Origin of the sequence: Microbacterium sp. NPDC059771 (genome assembly GCF_042732495.1) — a bacterium.
Classification (GTDB): Bacteria; Actinomycetota; Actinomycetes; order Actinomycetales; family Microbacteriaceae; genus Microbacterium; species Microbacterium sufflavum.
This window is the reverse complement of record NZ_JBHWHK010000020.1, coordinates 1-1,120: the sequence shown is the minus strand read 5'-3', so window position 1 is coordinate 1,120 and position 1,120 is coordinate 1. Positions and strand designations below refer to the sequence as shown.

The 1,120-nt window shown below is 71.2% G+C and carries 1 protein-coding gene; it reads left to right on the top strand.

The annotated features are described in order from the left end of the window. Positions 1–180: 180 nt before the first annotated feature. Positions 181–1,120 (top strand): hypothetical protein (locus tag ACFV3I_RS18775; RefSeq protein WP_378823964.1); only part of this gene is annotated, 940 nt, incomplete at its 3' end.

Below are 1,120 nucleotides of genomic sequence, written 5' to 3'. Positions count from 1 at the left end.
GGCCAGTACACCTACGCGACGACTCGTTCGACCGGCCTCGGCGGCGCGGGGACCACCAAGTCGGCGGGCCATGTGAAGGGCCCCAGAACCGCCCTCTACGTGGTCGTGAAATCGGTGTCCGTACGACGGAGCGGGGACGGCGGCCCGCCACGGCAGTTCCTCACCTGGAGCCTGGACCGGATGACCAGTGCCGAGGCGCGGCGACTGGCCGGCTGGGACGACGGCACGCGGCTCGCCCTGCGCCACGGCGGGCCGCCGCGCGTCCCCGCCTACCTGACCGTGGACCGGCCGCGCACCCTGGGCATGCACCGGGTGAAGGAGTTCACCTTCCCCGACGGGCGGCGCACCGACGCCCCGCCGACGGCGACGGACGCGGTCGGCCGTACGCTGCTGGACGCGTTCGCCGACCGGGTGGTGACCGCCGTCGCCGCGCGCCGCCAGGGCCTGGTGGCACCGCTGGACCAACTCCTGCCGCCGAACCCGCCCAAGGGCTGGCGCGCCCGCTTCAACGACCTGCTCGAACACAATCCGGGCGCTTTGCTCAAGGCGGCGCGCAGCCGGCCGATGCCCCCGCAGTGGTCCGACCCCGCGAAGTACCGGACGGCGCTCCAGAACACCCTGCAGATCCTCGGTGTGCTGTCCCAGCAGAACGTCACGGCGAGCCTGGAGGCGCTGACCACGATCGGCCTCCGTATCCGTCTCGTCGATCCGGACACGGTCGGGCAGACGTACTACTACGTCTGGGTGCACGGCGAGCTGACCGGGCGGAGCTACGAGGGCAGGGACATCGACGAGGGGATGCGTTTCAGCGCCCAGGGCATCGACCGGCTGGACGGTCAGGTGAGCGCGAAGCGCGGCATGGAGATCGGTTTCGAAGGCACACTGTCGGGCCGTGACAACAACGTCGACAGCGCCGACATGCGGAAGAACACGCTCGGGCTGACGTTGGGAGCGCGCAAGGGGTGGCAGCGGGAGGCGGAGAGTGCGTTCGGCTCGACCGTCGGCAACGAGCCCATGTCGGTGACCACGAAGCCCATGGATCTGTACCGCTTCGACATCGCGCTCACGGCGGTCCTGGGCGGCCACTGGCGGCCCCGTGGCCTCGTCCGTGGTCTGGGCC